Annotated in this window: 14 protein-coding genes; 5 read left to right on the forward strand and 9 right to left on the reverse strand. The window is 64.1% G+C overall.

The features are described from left to right. Window positions 1–276 precede the first annotated feature (276 nt). Genes UP09_RS22940 through UP09_RS22950 form a run of 3 tightly spaced genes read left to right on the forward strand, consistent with a single transcriptional unit; the run spans window position 277 to window position 2,685 of the window. Window positions 277–690: a TadE/TadG family type IV pilus assembly protein gene (locus tag UP09_RS22940; RefSeq protein WP_044540561.1), complete on the forward strand. Its 414-nt coding sequence runs from the start codon at window positions 277–279 to the stop codon at window positions 688–690. A 1-nt stretch (window position 691) separates the two neighbouring features. Next, a complete protein-coding gene (locus tag UP09_RS22945; RefSeq protein ID WP_044540562.1) occupies window positions 692–2,362 on the forward strand; it encodes a pilus assembly protein TadG-related protein in 1,671 nt (556 codons plus the stop codon). Between the two features lie 32 nt (window positions 2,363–2,394). After that, window positions 2,395–2,685, forward strand: coding sequence for a PilZ domain-containing protein (locus tag UP09_RS22950; RefSeq protein ID WP_245302154.1), 291 nt, complete (start codon window positions 2,395–2,397; stop codon window positions 2,683–2,685). Window positions 2,686–2,739: 54 nt separating this feature from the next. On the opposite strand, the gene UP09_RS38760 is transcribed toward UP09_RS22950, so the two are convergent. Beyond that, complete coding sequence (locus UP09_RS38760) at window positions 2,740–2,874, reverse strand: hypothetical protein (RefSeq protein WP_283806014.1); 135 nt, start codon at window positions 2,872–2,874, stop codon at window positions 2,740–2,742. A 5-nt stretch (window positions 2,875–2,879) separates the two neighbouring features. Then, window positions 2,880–3,101, reverse strand: coding sequence for a hypothetical protein (locus UP09_RS22955; RefSeq protein WP_044540718.1), 222 nt, complete (start codon window positions 3,099–3,101; stop codon window positions 2,880–2,882). Window positions 3,102–3,221: 120 nt separating this feature from the next. On the opposite strand from UP09_RS22955, the gene hemE reads away from it, so the two are divergent. Next, the gene (hemE, locus tag UP09_RS22960; RefSeq protein WP_044540563.1) at window positions 3,222–4,268 is read left to right on the forward strand and encodes a uroporphyrinogen decarboxylase; all 1,047 of its coding nucleotides are present in this window, start codon (window positions 3,222–3,224) and stop codon (window positions 4,266–4,268) included. A 113-nt stretch (window positions 4,269–4,381) separates the two neighbouring features. Here hemE and UP09_RS22965 read toward each other — a convergent pair whose 3' ends face one another. The 3 genes from UP09_RS22965 to UP09_RS22975 are packed head-to-tail and all read right to left on the reverse strand — an operon-like array spanning window position 4,382 to window position 8,641. Next, window positions 4,382–5,995, reverse strand: coding sequence for a GMC family oxidoreductase (locus UP09_RS22965; RefSeq protein ID WP_044540564.1), 1,614 nt, complete (start codon window positions 5,993–5,995; stop codon window positions 4,382–4,384). Between the two features lie 59 nt (window positions 5,996–6,054). Further along, window positions 6,055–7,644 carry a bifunctional 3-(3-hydroxy-phenyl)propionate/3-hydroxycinnamic acid hydroxylase MhpA gene (mhpA, locus tag UP09_RS22970; protein ID WP_044540565.1) on the reverse strand — a complete coding sequence of 530 codons (1,590 nt, stop codon included), beginning with the start codon at window positions 7,642–7,644 and terminating at the stop codon, window positions 6,055–6,057. A gap of 1 nt (window position 7,645) precedes the next feature. After that, window positions 7,646–8,641: a VOC family protein gene (locus UP09_RS22975; RefSeq protein WP_044540566.1), complete on the reverse strand. Its 996-nt coding sequence runs from the start codon at window positions 8,639–8,641 to the stop codon at window positions 7,646–7,648. Window positions 8,642–8,903: 262 nt separating this feature from the next. Here UP09_RS22975 and UP09_RS22980 point away from each other — a divergent pair, with 262 nt between their 5' ends. Continuing rightward, on the forward strand, window positions 8,904–10,850 hold the full coding sequence (locus UP09_RS22980) for a putative bifunctional diguanylate cyclase/phosphodiesterase (protein ID WP_044540567.1): 1,947 nt from the start codon (window positions 8,904–8,906) through the stop codon (window positions 10,848–10,850). A gap of 15 nt (window positions 10,851–10,865) precedes the next feature. Here UP09_RS22980 and UP09_RS22985 read toward each other — a convergent pair whose 3' ends face one another. The 4 genes from UP09_RS22985 to UP09_RS23000 form a co-directional block, all read right to left on the reverse strand. Continuing rightward, window positions 10,866–11,846 (reverse strand): PDR/VanB family oxidoreductase, encoded by a 981-nt coding sequence (locus tag UP09_RS22985; RefSeq protein ID WP_044540568.1) that lies wholly within the window; start codon window positions 11,844–11,846, stop codon window positions 10,866–10,868. A 12-nt stretch (window positions 11,847–11,858) separates the two neighbouring features. Beyond that, window positions 11,859–12,611, reverse strand: coding sequence for a GntR family transcriptional regulator (locus tag UP09_RS22990; protein WP_044540569.1), 753 nt, complete (start codon window positions 12,609–12,611; stop codon window positions 11,859–11,861). 3 nt (window positions 12,612–12,614) lie between these two features. Next, window positions 12,615–13,676 carry an aromatic ring-hydroxylating dioxygenase subunit alpha gene (locus tag UP09_RS22995; RefSeq protein ID WP_044540719.1) on the reverse strand — a complete coding sequence of 354 codons (1,062 nt, stop codon included), beginning with the start codon at window positions 13,674–13,676 and terminating at the stop codon, window positions 12,615–12,617. Window positions 13,677–13,972: 296 nt separating this feature from the next. Beyond that, entirely contained in the window at window positions 13,973–14,923 is a 951-nt protein-coding gene (locus UP09_RS23000) for a DUF2778 domain-containing protein (RefSeq protein WP_245302156.1), read from the reverse strand. Between the last annotated feature and the right edge of the window lie 135 nt (window positions 14,924–15,058).

The following is a 15,058-nucleotide window of genomic DNA, read 5'->3' on the forward strand; positions in this document are numbered from 1 at the left end:
TAGCTTCAATTTGCGGCAAGCGAACTTCATATGCATCGTTACGTGCATTGCCACGTAGTGCTACGGTATCGGACGACCGAATTTACAGACTCGCTCCGGATTTCTGCGGAGACCGCATCAAATTTTTTGATCTCTCCATAAAGTATCGTGCACCCCATAACGCGTGGTGCGTCCATTTGCGCGGATCACCGGCTCTGATTCGCGGAAGGAATTTCATAGTTTTCCTTAATCTAAGGCTCGCAACGTGGCGCCACCGTTTGCGTTTCGAGGTGTGCCATGATCCGTTTTTCTCGCTGTCGAAGCGGCGCGTCGGCCGTCGAATTTGCACTGCTGCTGCCGCTGTTTTGCGCCTTCATATTCGGCATCGTCGTCTTCGGTTCATATCTGGCTATGGTGCATGGCGTTCAGCAACTCGCCGCCGAGGCGGCGCGTTCATCGGTCGCAGGAATGACCGATACCGAACGCAACAGCCTCGCCACGAGCTACGTCACCGCAAACGCTTCCACCTATCCGCTGCTGATCCCCGGCAAGCTCTCGGTCAGCGCCGCGCCGTCGCCGGGGAACGCAAACGTCTACGTCGTGACGGTGAACTACAACGCGTCCGGCAACTTCATCTTCAGCCTGCCGTTCGTTCCTGCGCCACCGAGCACCATCGTCCGCTCGGCGGCGATCCAGTACGGAGGATTCTGAGATGGCCGCGATCCTGACGCTGTTGCGGCGCTTCCGCGCCGATCACCGGGGAAACTTTGCGATCATGAGCGCGGGCCTGATGACGCTCGTCATCGGCTGCGCGGGCCTTGCAGTCGATCTCGGTACGATCTTTGCCGATCGACGAAAGACGCAGAGCACCGCCGACCTGGCCGCGATGGTCGCCGCCAGCAACCTGACCAATGCGACCAATGCTGCCGCCGCGACGGTGACCCAGAACAACTATCCGGCCAGCGCGCTGGTCAACGTCCAACTCGGCACATACACCGCGAACCCCACCGTAGCACCACAGTCCCGTTTCGTGACCCCGGCGGTCGGCACCGCCAACGCTGCACGGGTCACGCTGAACACCAAGACGCCGCTGTATTTTGCGCGCTATCTTACCGGCTCGAACAGCTATACGATCCAGACATCCGCCACCGCGACGTCGACCGCAATGGCCTCCTTCGCCATCGGATCGCGGCTGCTCTCGCTCAACGGAGGGCTGGTCAACGCGATGCTCGGCAGCATGCTCGGCACGACGCTGTCGCTGTCCGTGATGGACTACAATTCCCTGATCAGCGCAAAGATCGACGCGCTGGATTTCCTGTCGGCACTGGCAACACGGATCAACGTGACCGGCGTCACCTATGACAGCTTGCTGACCGGCAACGTCAAGGTCTCCGACATCATCGCTGCCGCGCTGGCGACCCAGCAGGCCACCAACGGCGCGAACTCCGCGACGACAGCGCTGTCGTCGATCTCCCAGGCCATGACCGGCGTCACGACCAAAATCACGCCCGGTTCACTGATCGACGTCGGCCCCTTTGCCGACCTCATAGTGGGGCAGAAGCCGAAGCTCAGCGCCAGTGTTTCGGTGTTCGACCTTGTGTCCGCAGTGGCGCAGATCGCCAACGGTAGTCATCAGATCGCCACGTCGGTCAATCTCGGCTTGCCCGGTATCGCCAATGTGTCCGTGCTCGCGACCGTCGGCGAGCGGCCGGTCGGATCGAGCTGGATGGAAATGGGCAGCCAGGGCGTAAGCGTCCACACGGCGCAGACCAGGCTGCTGGTATCGATTCAGGTTCTCGGCAGCGGCCCCGTCTCCACCATCAACCTGCCGATCTATGTCGAGGTCGCCTCGGGTACGGCGACGCTGAACGCGGTGTCTTGCGGTCGTCCGAACGTCAACACATCGCAAGTCACGGTCGGCGTTACGCCCGGAATCGTGGATGCATGGATCGGCGGCGTCACCCCCGCTGACATGACCAATTTCGCGACCAAGCCCAATCCGCCGCCGGCGACGATAGTCAATCTCGGTCTCATAACGGTCGCCGCCCTCGCCCATGCCGGCATGGGCAACACCACGCCGACGAATGTCAATTTCAGCTATAGCGACATTCAATCGGGGGTGAAGAAGACGGTGACGACGACCAATTTTCTTTCATCGTTGACAGGCAGCCTGCTCGGCGACCTCTCGCTCACCATCAATGTCGGTCCGCTCGGGCTTCCGATTCCGGGATTGGGTGGGTTGGTCACAGGCATCTTGAACGGTGTGACGAGCCCGGTCGATCAGGTGCTGGCATCCTTGCTTGCAACACTCGGCATCGGCCTGGGCCAGGTCGATGTCTGGGTCTTGGGTATCCGGTGCGACGGGGCGGTTCTGGTGAACTAGGGGAACGACCACGACGGGGGTAGGAGACTGCTGTGAATACGATCCTGAAGAAATACAAGACCGACAGTCATCGGACCCTCCTGATGAAGCGCGGCACAATCTTCTTCCGCGACACCAATATCGGATGCCTCGTGCTCAATATCTCGACCGGCGGCGCCGGGCTCGCCGTGGAAAGCGACGTGGCGATTCCGTTCGCATTCGACCTTGAAATCGAGAACGAACCGATCCGGCGGCGCTGCGTCGTCGTGTGGCGTCTCGAGCGCCGGCTCGGCGTGACCTTTGAGTTCGATCGGATGCAGCGCCCCGAGCGAGGACCGGTCTAGGCCGTGGCTGGCCCGGGGTGGCCTCCTTCCGGGAGGCCGCCCCGCCCCGCGGTATCACGCGTGCAGTATCAGCCACAGCGCTGCGGCAATGATCGCCGCCACGATCACGCCCCATACCACGGGCGCCGTCGTCTTCGAGCCACCGCTGCGCGGCGAGTCATTCGCCGCATGATTGAATTTGGTTCGCATCGCGGTTACCGGAACACTGCGATCAACTTGTCCCACAATGACTTGCCGTCCGGGTCGCCGTCATGCCTTGATGAGGCAGGCTGCGTCACACTGACCGGATCGGACGCCGGAAAGCTGTCCTCCAGGCCGGCTTGCAGCTTGGCGTGGGTGTCGCGGTCGGCGGCAAGTGCCTCGCGCGGATGGTCAGCGTGCTTGTCATGCGCCGCAGGATCGAATTTCTCAGCCATGTGGTCCTCCATCCCAGCACAACGCGCCCGCTTGAGCCGGAGTTCCACAATCGCCTTGGCCTGTTGCGACGCAGCGTGTATCACGGGCAACAAATTTCGACTGTGATCAGGAACTTTCGCGTGCCCCAGGATTCCGAGACGAAGCCTTTCATCGACGTCTTGTCGGGCACCCGGCAGAGCGTTCCACCGCTGTGGATGATGCGGCAGGCCGGCCGCTATCTGCCGGAATATCGCGAGCTGCGCGCCAGGGCCGGCAGCTTTCTCGATCTTTGTTTCACGCCGGACTATGCGGCTGAGGTCACGCTGCAACCGATCCGCAGGTTCAACTTCGACGCCGCGATCATCTTCTCCGACATCCTGGTGATCCCCTACGCGCTCGGCCGCTCGGTGCGCTTCGAGGCCGGCGAGGGTCCGCGGCTCGATCCGCTGGCAACGCCCGAGCAGATCGCAACACTCGCCACGCGCGCGGATTTTAGCAAGCTGGAGCCGGTCTACGAGGCGCTACGCCGCGTCCGGCGCGAGCTTGCGCCGCATATCGCGCTGATCGGCTTTTGCGGCGCCCCGTGGACGGTCGCGACCTACATGGTGGCCGGACAAGGCACGCCCGATCAGGCGCCGGCGCGTATGCTCGCCTATCGCCACCCGGATGCGTTCGCAAAGATCATCGACGTTCTGGTGGAAAGCTCGATCGAACATCTCGTCGGCCAGCTCAAGGCCGGCGCCGATTGCGTGCAGATATTCGACACCTGGGCCGGGGTCCTGCCGCCGCGTGAATTCTCGCGCTGGTCGATCGAGCCGGCGAAGCGCATCGTCGCCGGCGTGCGCAAACAGGTGCCGGACGCCAAAATCATCGGCTTTCCACGCGGGGCCGGCGGCCTGCTGCCGGCCTATGTCGAGCAGACCGGCGTCGACGCGGTGTCGATCGATTGGGCGGCCGAACCGTCGATGATCCGCGAGCGCGTACAGACGCGCGTTGCCGTCCAGGGCAACCTCGATCCGCTGGCGCTGATCGCCGGCGGCGCGGCGCTCGACCGCGCGGTCGACGACGTGCTGGAGAATTTTGGCAAGGGACGGCTGATTTTCAATCTCGGCCACGGCATCCAACCGGACACGCCGATCGCCCATGTCGAGCAGATGGTGAGACGGGTGCGGGCATATCGGGGATAAACCTGTAGCCCGGATGGAGCGCAGCGTAATCCGGGGACCTTCGCTCCACAGATAAAGCGGCCCCGGATTTCGCTTCGCTTCATCCGGGCTACCAAGCTACAGCACCACACTCCCTACCGCGCGTCCTCCAGAATCATGTCTGACGCCTTTTCCGCGATCATGATGGTGGGCGCGTTGGTGTTGCCCGACATCAAGTCCGGCATGATCGACGCATCGACCACGCGCAAGCCTTCGATACCGCGCACCTTGAGCCGCTGGTCGACCACCGCGAGCGGATCGTTGCCCATCCGGCAGGTCGAGGTCGGGTGATAGACCGTGCTGCCGGTACGGCGGCAGAACTCAAGCAGATCGTCATCGCTGACAACCTTGGCGCCGGGATCGACCTCATCGACGGCGTAAGCCTTCAGCGCCGGCGCGGCCAGGATCTTGCGCAGGATACGCATGCCGTCGATGAAGGCGCGACGATCGGTCTCAGTCGCCAGGTAATTGATGCGGATTTCCGGCGGCACGGACGGATCCGCGCTCCTGATCTTGAGTGAGCCGCGGCTCTCCGGGCGCAATTGGCACACCGACGCCGTGAAGCCTGAGAACGGATGCAGATTCTCGCCCATCTTGTCGGTCGAGAACGGCAGGAAATGGATCTGGATATCGGGCGACGCCAGCCGCGGGCTGGTCTTGAAGAACGCGCCCGACGTGCCGGCCGCGATCGTCAGCGGCCCCTTGCGCAGCACGGCATAGCGCAGGCCGGCCATGACGCGACGGACCGGATTGTTGACGACGTCGTTCAGCGTGATGGCCTGCGCGCAGCGCGTCACGATACGCACCTGCATGTGATCCTGCAGGTCGTTGCCGACACCCGGCGCATCGAGCACTATTTCGATGCCGTGCTGCTTCAACAGGTCGGCCGGGCCGACGCCGGAGAGCTGCAGCAATTGCGGCGAGTTGTACGCGCCACCAGACACCAGGATCTCCTTGCGCGCCTTTGCCGTGCGCAGCCGCCCCTCCTGCCGGTATTCGACCGCGCGGGCGCGCCGACCCTCGAACAGGATGCGCTGGGCCAGCGCCGAGGTTTCGACCTGCAGATGGCCACGCGCGATCGCCGGGCGCAGATAGGACCGTGCCGTAGAGGCGCGCCGGCCGCGCCGTGTCGTGGTCTGGAAGAAGCCCGCGCCCTCCTGGGTCGCGCCGTTGAAATCGGGGTTGGTGGGAATGCCGGCCTCGGCCGCCGCAACAACGAAAGCTTCCGACAGCGGATCGTGATGCCGCCAGTCGGACACTGGCAGTGGGCCGCCGCTGCCATGATATTTGTCGGCGCCGCGCTGCTGATCTTCCGCCTTCCTGAAGTAGGGCAGCACGTCATCATAGCCCCAGCCGGCATTGCCGCGCTGGCGCCAGCGGTCGTAGTCCTCGTGCTGGCCGCGGACATAGAGCAGGCCGTTGATCGAGCTGGACCCGCCGAGCACTTTTCCGCGCGGCTGGAACACCTGCCGCCCGTTCAGGCCGGGCTCCGGCTCGGTCTGGTACATCCAGTTGACGGATTTTTCCTTGAACAATTTTCCATAGCCGAGCGGGACATGGATCCAGATGTTGGTGTCCTTGGGCCCGGCCTCGAGCAGCAGCACCGAATGCTTGCCGTCGGCGCTCAGGCGATTGGCGAGCACGCAGCCGGCCGAGCCGGCGCCGACGATGATGTAGTCATATTCCGCCGCATCATTATTGGTATTCACTGGTTTCCCCCGAGACGTCTTTCTCCCGGTGGTACAGACAAAGCGCCGTCTTGAAAAGACTAGCGCCCCGCGCTCAGGTTCTGGAGCAGTTGCTCAACAAGCATATTGAGCTCGTCGACGCTATCAGCGGCAGCAAAGACATAACGGTCAGGCCGCACGATCACCGCCGCGGCGGCGTTCTGCCGCATCCAGTCGGCGAACAGCCCGTCGCGCTCGACCACGGTCAGGATGCCCTTGGCATCCGTGCTTTCGCCTGAGGCCGTGATGATGATGCGCTCGCCGGACAGACGCTGCCAGCCGGCCCGCGACGCATCCGACAGCCAGGCCATCGGCTCCGCTGCCGCCGTCACGATTGCGAATTCCGACTTGAGCAGATCGTCGAGGCGGCAGACGCCCCCATCCGGTGCGCGCACATGTGGCTGCACGAACAGCCGCCCTGCGAGCTTCGCGTCGCGTGCAATAAGACCCGAGACGAGATCTGGAATGAACTTCTGCCGGATCGTTTCGGCCTTGCCGGACTTCAGATCAGCCCGCAGCCGCACGTCGCGTTCGGCGGCCGCCACGGGGTCGAGTTCGCCGATGATCGTGCCGAATTCCTTGGCGCTGGCGACGACGGCGCGGACATGCGGCTTGCGCTCGATCTCGTAACTGTCGAGCAGCGCATCGTCGGCGTCGCCGCGTAACGCCAGCTTGAGCTTCCAGGCGAGGTTCACGGCGTCGCGGATGCCGGCGCAAAGTCCTTGCCCGAGGAACGGCGGCGTCTGGTGCACGGCGTCCCCCATCAACAGCACGCGGCGGTCACGCCAGCGCTGCCCGAGCAAAGCGTGGAAACGATAGACCGCCGAGCGCCAGATGGTGAGGTCGGAGATGTCGGTAAAGCCCTTGAGGAGCTTGACGACATTGTCGGGCGCGCCGGCTATCTCGGGATCCTCGTCCGGCAGCAGCTTGATCTCCCAGCGCCGCAGATTGCGCGGGCCCGGCACGAAGGTCCCGGGGCGCGACGGCGAGCAATACTGAAAGCTCTTGGCCGGCCGCTTGGCGGGCTCGCTGGTCAGCGTATCCACCACCATCCACCACTCGTCAAAGGCGAGATCTTCCAGGCCGACGCCAAGCTGCTTGCGCACAAAGCTGTTGGCCCCGTCGCAGCCGACCAGATAGCGCGCACGGATGGTCAAGTCTTCGCCCGACTCACGCCGCGCGGTCAGGGTCACCGCGCCGTCGTCCTGCCGCAGCGACACGCCCGCAGCCGCGAGAAAGACATCGGCATTCGCAAAACCAGCGAGCTTGTCGCGCAGCGCCTGCTCTGCCTCCGGCTGCACGAAGGTGACGTTCGGGACCCAGCCGAGCGGATATGGCGGCGGCATCGGGTCAAAGATCTTGATGATCTCGCCGTCGACGCCGAGATAGTGCGAGCCGTTGTGCGGGGCGATCGCCTGCTCGATGAAATCGCCGAGCCCAATCGCCTGGAATACGCGCAGCGCCTCATGGTCAAGCGTGATCGCGCGCGGCTTGTCGTAGATATCAATGGCACGCTCGACGATTGCGACGCTCAACAAGTCGCGCGCAAGCAGATTGGCGAAGATGGCGCCGACTGGCCCGAGGCCGACGATCGCCACGTCATAGACGGAATTCTCGACGGACATGGACATGCTACTTCGCGAGATAGGTCTCGAGCGTCAGCGGCTTCGGCTTCACCTCTGGCTCGCGGATCGCAACATCGGCAAACGGCGTCGCCTCCTCAAACCAGGCCTGCCGCGCCGGAAGGCCCCAGGGGAACGAGAGCGTATGGTCGCTCGGATCCCAGCCGACCGGCTCGTTTTCGATATCCATGATCTGGTAGTGGGTGTTGAACAGCTCGACGCGATGCCCATCGGGATCGCGCATATAGACATACATCGCATGGCCCGGCCCATGCCGTCCCGGGCCGCGTTCGACCGATGCGCCATAGCCGAGTTCGCCGGCGAGATCGCAGGCTTGCAGCAAATGATGCACCTCGGGCGCGAGGAATGCGAAATGATGCAGCCGCGGTCCGGCACCATTGAAGAATACGATGTCGTGCGGATTGCCCTTGCGCTGCAGGAACACGCCGCGCAGATCGAACGTATCAGTTGGCGCGATATACTCGCTGAGGCGAAACCCAGCGGCCATGTAGAACTCCGTCGCCTTGCGCACCTCGGGGGTCAGCACCTGATAATGGTCGAGCCGCAGCGCCGAGCCGCCGGCGTGACGGGTGAATTTGGTGATCATGCGCGGCACGACCGGCATGGTCGCGCAAAATTCAAGCGGCGTGCCGGCCGGATCGATCGCCTGCAACGTGCGCCCCTGATGCGGCACCTCGGCCCAAACAGCCCGACATCCATGCGCCTCGAAGAAGGCCCTCAACCGATCGAGGTCGTCATCCCTAAAGACCCGCAAGCCCAGCAGCGCACAGGTGGCGTCCTTGCCCTTGCGCAACACAAGACTGTGATGACAGGCCTCCTCAACTCCGCGGAAATAGAGCGCATCGCCCTCCTCCGCGGTCAGGATCAGGCCGACCACCCTTTCATAGAATCGCCGGCTCGCCGCGAGGTCGCGGACAGCAAGGACGACATGGCTGGCCCGCGTGATGCGAAATCCCGGATCGTGGTTGGTCATCGGGAGGCTCATGCGCGCACCTTCTGGTTTGCCGTCGCGGGAACGCGACTCTTCGCGAAAAAACGCGGGGGATCAAGCGAGGTGGCGGGCGGCAGGTTTTGCCGGGCGCGCCATCTCCTCGCGCATTTGTATCGATTTGTTAGCAATGCCCGGGATTGGAACCCGAAGGTGGCGTTGCCGTGGCTCGATGCCTCCGAATAGTTCATAGTTTGTCAAAGGTTTGCGGAGAATTCTGCGGTCTGGCGCCGGGCCCAATCGCGCAAGCAGCGTTGTGATGCGTACGTATCTGAGATCATATGCCGCGAAGCTGTTCGCGGGTGACCTGGCGGCATTCGGCGCACCACCGACGGATGAAGCCCTCGCAGGTCACATCCGTGCCGAGCAGATCTCGCTCGTGCTCGGCTATTCGGTCGGCATCATGCTGGCCAATGCCTGCAACGCCCTGGTGCTCGCGGTTGCGCTGTGGCAATCGCCCGATTGGATCTTTGCCCTGATCTGGGCGGCCGCCGTGATCAGCGCGGCAACGTTCTTCGGGCTGCAGGCGCGCGGGTCGCGGCGCGTCGCAAAACCGGAATTCGTATCGCGCCGAACCATGTACCGGCTGGTGCGCAATGCGCTGGCGCTCGGTGCGACCTGGGGCATCGTCCCGGTCGCCTTCTTCGCCGACGCATCGAGCGGCGGACAATTGGTCATCACCTGCCTCTGCGCCGGCATGCTCGCGGGTGGCGCGTTCGCTTTCGCCACCATCCCGATCGCCGCGATCGCGTTCACCGCGCCGATTTTCCTCGGCACGGCGATCTGCCTCGGCAGGGACGGTGACTTCGTCTATCTGCTGATGGCTGTCCTGGTCGTGGTCTACGGCGCCGTGCTGCTGCGCGGCGTCTTCGTCAACTCGCTCGAATTCAGGCGGCGCATCATCGCCCAGCACGACGCCGAACGGACAGTGCGGCAGGATCCGCTGACGCATCTACCGAACCGCGTTGCCTTCAACGAGACGCTCGACGGCGCGCTGAAGCGGCTGGCGCGGTCCGGCGAGGAATTCGCCGTGCTGCTGCTCGATCTCGATCGCTTCAAGGAGGTGAACGACAGGTTCGGCCATCCCGCCGGCGACGAATTCCTGGTCCAGGTTGCGGCCAGGCTGCAGCGCTGCACGCGTGCGGCTGAGCATGTCGCCCGCATCGGCGGCGACGAATTCGCGCTGATCATGTCCAACCTGACCAGGACGGAAGACGCGCTCGCGATCGCCGAGCAGTTCGTGGCGGCCTTTGCCGACCCGTTCCTGATCGACGGATACGAGATATCAGGTGCCACCAGCGTCGGTATCGTGCTGGCGCCGCGGGACGGCAACACGCCCCACGACCTGCTCAAGCATGTCGACATCGCACTGTATCGGGCGAAGAAATCCGGGCCCGGCAGCATCTGCTTCTTCGAGGCTGATGACGACAAGTCGGCGCGCGACCGCAGGGCTCTGCAAGGCGACCTCGAGCGCGCCATCGAGGCGGACGAGCTGTTCCTCGTCTACCAGCCGTTCCTGGATCTCCGCAAAGGCCGCATCACGGGCTTTGAGGCGCTGTTGCGCTGGCAGCATCCGGTTCGCGGCTTGATCCCGCCGACCGTCTTCATTCCCATCGCCGAGGAAAGCGGGCTGATCCATCAGCTCGGCGAGTGGGTCATCCGCCGCGCCTGCACGACGCTGTCGCGCTGGCCGGACGATATCCGGATCGCGGTGAACGTCTCTGCCGTCCAGTTCCAGAACGTGGGCATCCTGCAGACCATCGTGCAGGCGTTGACCGAGGCGAATGTTTCGCCGAACAGGCTCGAGATCGAAATCACCGAATCGATGCTGATCTCGAAATACGGATCGGCGCCCGCGATCCTGAACGCGCTGCTCGAGCTCGGTCTGACGGTCGCGCTCGATGATTTCGGCACCGGATTCTCCTCGCTGACCTACCTGCGCAAGCTGCCGTTCAGCCGCATCAAGATCGATCAATCTTTCATCCGGGACATGCTGACCCAGCCGGATTGTGCCGCGATCGTCAAATCGGTGATTGCGCTAGCGCAGGACCTGCAGATCGGCGTCGTAGCCGAAGGCGTCGAGACCGCCGAGCAGCTCGAATATCTGCGCCAGACCAGCTGCGACGAGGTTCAGGGCTATCTGATCGGCCGGCCGATGTCGCTTAGCGAGATATCCACCCTGCAGCGATCCGTGCACGCGGCGTAGCACGAGCCACCGCCGTCAGATCGCATCGGCGCGGTGCAACGTATCCAGCGTGATGCTGCCGCGGGCACGCGAGACGCAGGCGCAGATCTTGCGGCTCTCCCGCTTCTGGTGGTCGCTGAAGAAGACATCGCGATGGTCGATCTCGCCGTCGATAGCAACGACGTCAAGCGCGCAGACGCCGCATTCACCGCGGCGACAATCGCTCATCACCTCGTACCCGGCCTCGTTGAGTACGTCCAGCATCGAGCGTTCCCGCGGAATCACCAGCTCGACGCCCTCGTCCTTCAGGCGGACGCGGAACGCCTCGGTCGGGAGCAAGCCGCTCGATCCAAAGGTCTCGTAGCGCAGGTCGGTGGTGGGCTTCCCGGCTGCTTCCCAGGCGTGCCGCGCCGCATCCAGCATCCGCATCGGGCCGCAGAACAATGCCATCGCATCCTGAGGCAGTGCCGCGAATACCGCCCCGAGATCGAGCCTGCGGCCCTCGTCGCCAGCATGGACGACGAGGCGATCGCCGAGCAGGGCCTCGAGCACATCAAGATAAGCCGCGTCCTCGCGCGAACGCACCGCATAATGCAGCGTGACGTCAGCATCGCGGCGGGCGAGCGCCTGCGCGGTGCCGACGATCGGCGTGATGCCGATGCCGCCGGCGACCAGGCAGAAATCTTTGCGCGTCCAGTCGAGCTGGACCAGCGACGCCGGCCGCGTGATGGTGAGGCGGGCTCCCGGCTCAAGCGACCACATGTAGCGCGAGCCGCCCCGCGAATCCGGCGCGCGGCGGACAGCGATCCGATAGCCCTGCGGATCCGCCTCGCCGACCAGCGAATAGGAGCGCGTCTCGGGTTGGCCATCGACAGTGACGCCGACCTGGATATGGCTGCCGACGGCATAGTGCGCGGCTGCGAATCCGTCCGGCCGTAACAGGAACTCGCGAATGCCCGGCGTGAGGTCGCGCGTCGCGACAAGCGTTGCAGGCATCCAGGTTTCGATGAAGCGCATAAAATTCTCCGCTCAGTCGGCCACCGACCTGATCAGCGCCAGCGCAGGCAGCAGATCGAGATGGGTGCGGTTGCGCAACGCCAGCCGCAGATTGCGCGCGGCAAGCCGGGCATGCTCGCGCATGATCGCTTCGGCCCGTGCGCCTTCGCGATTCTCGATGGCGTCGACCACGATGCGATGATGATCCTGTGCGATCAGCAGGATCTGGTGCGCCTCGGGCAGCGCCGATTGCGCCATCACGAAGCCGCTTGGGGAGGCAAACGGCAGCGCCGAGGCACGGTCGATCTGCCGGATCAGCGGAGGGCTGCGCGACAGCTCCGTGAGCAGCGCATGGAAGCGCGCATTCAGCGCGACATAGGACGAGAACGCCTCCACCGAAATCGGGTCCTGACGCACCAGGCCGTCGATCTCGCCGAGGCACTCCTTCAACGGCTCGAGATCGCGCGCGGAGACGCCGCGCTCGGCGGCAAAGCGTGCGGCAAGACCTTCCAGCGTGCCGCGCAGCTCGATCGAATCGAGAATATCGCGCTCGGAGAATGCCTTGACCATGAAGCCGCCGGAGGGGATTGCCTCCAACAGGCCTTCCTCCTCGAGCCGCACCAGCGCCATCCGCACCGGCGTGCGCGACACGCCGATGGTTTCGACCGCCTGCAATTCCGAGATGCGTTCGCCCGGGCGCAGGCCACCCGACAGGATCAGGTCACGCAACGCGAGTTGCGCCCGCACGGTCTGCGACACGGAACGATCGGTCTCGCGTTCCGCCATGACCTACTCCGCGGCCTGCAGGTGCTGCGGCGGATTTTGCGGTGGGTTTTCTTTGGCCACCATGCGGTCGATGACCCGCCGCGCCCACATCGCACCGGCGTCGATGTTGAGGTTGTAGAACACGCGGTCCGGATTCTCGTCCATCGCGCGCTGCTGTGCCTCCAGGATGATCTCGTCCTCGTGGAAGATGCCAGCGACGCCGTCGCGGATTTCCGTGGTCAGGCGCTGCTCGGTGAGGCGGTGGTTGCGGACGAAAGCCCAGAAGTAATGGCAGGTCTTGTCTGTCTCGGGCGTGATGGTGTTGAGCACATAGCCGTTGACGCCCTGCGAGCGATCACCCTCCGGCGCGCCGGTCCCCGTCGGCGCCACGCCGACGTCGATATTGACGGTGCACGGCGCCTCGAAGCGGATGATCTGCCAGCGGTCGACCGGGCCCGGCTTCTGCAATTGCTTGGCCCAGAACGGCGGCGCGTCGATGCCCTTCATCCAGCGCGTCACCGTCACGGTTTTTTCGCCATGGCTGACGTCGAACGGCGCCTCGGCGACGGCCTCATTGCCGATGCTGGAGCCGTGCACGAAGGTCTCGTGCGTGAGGTCCATCAGATTGTCGACGACGAGGCGATAGTCGCACTTCACATGAATGGTCTTGCCGTCGCCGGCCCAGGCCGGATCGTGATTCCAATGCATGTCGGGCACCAGCGCGGGATCGGCCAGCGCGGGATCGCCCATCCAGAGCCAGACGAATCGGTGGCGCTCGACCACCGGATAGGCGCGCACGCAGGCCGACGGATTGATCGTCTCCTGCGAGGGCATGAAGGTACAGCGGCCCTGCGCATTGTATTTCAGGCCGTGATAGCCGCAGATCAGCGTGTCGCCGTCGAGCCGGCCCTTCGACAGCGGCACCAGACGGTGCCAGCAGGCATCCTCCAGCGCCACGACCTCGCCGTCGCCCGTCCGGTACATCACGACATGCTTGCCGCAGATCGTGCGCGGCAACAGCGCGTGCTTGATGTCGGCGTCCCAGCCGGCCGCGTACCAGGCATTCATCGGGAAGGGTTTTGACATCGGATCCTCGCTCAAGGAGCATCTTTGAATACTCTATGTATACAATATTTTCATGTCGCGCACTAAATCTTTTCAAAAAATGCTCTTTTCGAACATTTCTGTATACAGAAATTGATAATTGTTTCCTGGCACGCGGCTGCGCAACAGCCTCAAACCAGCTTCGCAATGCGCAATTTTCCGACCTTTCCATCGGCAAGGTCGGACTACGCGAGATGTTCTCTCGCGCGTTCCGACGCGCCAACGGCGCCTCCCCCGCTGGACACGACGGGATGCATTAGGCTCTGACGGAAAGGGATTTACGAGTTCGACGGCGAGCGGGTCGAGGCCGACTGCGTGTCCTGAACGTTGATCACGACGGCGATGCGCCTGATCGTGCCGCTGCGGTAGGCCTGCAGGAACCTGTCGTAATTCTTGACCGAGATGCAGCCGTTGGAGTCACCGTTCGGACCGAGCATGTAGCTGTGGACCAGCAGACCAACGCGTCCGAACGTGTCGCTGCCGTCGACCGGGGTCATCCGCAGCGCGGGCACGCCGTGGAACAGCTTTTCGCGCGGCTTCATCTCGTAGACGCCGGGCGGCGTCGCCCCGGCGTTGCGGGCGTTCACATGCGACGGATCGTCCAACAGGTTGCCGAGACCCGAATGCGCCTCGAACTTGGTCCCGTCGGGCATGTACACGACGCGCGCGGTGATGTCGTAGACCGCGGTGGTGCTGTCATAGCCGAGCGCGCCGAGATCGGGGCTCGGACCGGACAGCAGCCCACCATTGGGATCGAGCGACGCCAGTTGCAGCTTGCCCGGCATCATGTCGGCGACCTTCTGCAGGAACGTCCGGTTATCGGCCTGCTGCACCGGCACCGGCGGCGGTGACTGATCGTTCCGCGCGAGCAAATTGGCCTCGGCCGGCCGGGCTCGCGGCATCGGAACCCCGGCACCTGCGGCTGCGGCCGACTGGCTGGGCAGATCGGTCTGCGACTCACGCAGCTGGCCGGCCAGTGCGTCTTCGATGTGACCGAATTCGGATTGGAAATCGCCGCGGTCCGAACGGACACCGCGGCGCGATGGATAATAAAGCGAAGCCGAGCTGAGCGTGGAGCGCGAGCCGAAGCGATCGTCGAAGGTCAGCGCAGCAGAGGTATTGGCGAAGGCCGGTCCGTGCAGCCACGCGGTGGGATCAAGGCCAACCATCCAGGCGGCGAAGGCAGACGACAGGGCGAGCGCGCCGACGGCAAATGCCGTACTGCCCACCAAAGAGATGCCGCGGCTTAACCCCCGCCCGGCAGCTTTCGTCGTTCTCTGACCCATCCATCCCCAAGTCGGCGGTCTGGGGCCTGTTCCGGCCCACGCGGGATTCACCGAATGCTCATCATATCAGGGAATTCG

This window comes from Bradyrhizobium sp. LTSP885 (genome assembly GCF_000938305.1).
Taxonomy (GTDB): domain Bacteria; phylum Pseudomonadota; class Alphaproteobacteria; order Rhizobiales; family Xanthobacteraceae; genus Bradyrhizobium.